Below are 273 nucleotides of genomic sequence, written 5' to 3' on the forward strand. Positions count from 1 at the left end.
CTGCTGGCGCCCGAACAGCGCAACGCCGACTTCGTGCGCTCGCTGGTCGCGTCGCAGCAGCACAGCCCTTACGGCATCCTGCCGGTGTGGCAGTTCCATGGCCTGGAGACCTGGACCATGATCGGCTACCACGCGGTGCCGGTGATCGCCGACGCCTACATGAAAGGCATCCGCGGCTTCGATGCCGACCAGGCATTGAAGGCGATGACCGCGAGCGCCGAATACGGTCCCTACGGCGGGCTGGAACACTACATGAAGCTGGGCTACGTGCCG

1 protein-coding gene is annotated in these 273 nt (G+C 65.6%); it reads left to right on the forward strand.

What is annotated here, in order from left to right; translation table 11 throughout:
- The coding region (locus MJ643_RS30745) for a glycoside hydrolase domain-containing protein (protein WP_247727316.1) at positions 1-273 on the forward strand (273 nt) is incomplete at both ends.

The organism is Pseudomonas sp. PNPG3, assembly GCF_023093815.1.
Classification (GTDB): Bacteria; Pseudomonadota; Gammaproteobacteria; order Pseudomonadales; family Pseudomonadaceae; genus Aquipseudomonas; species Aquipseudomonas asiatica.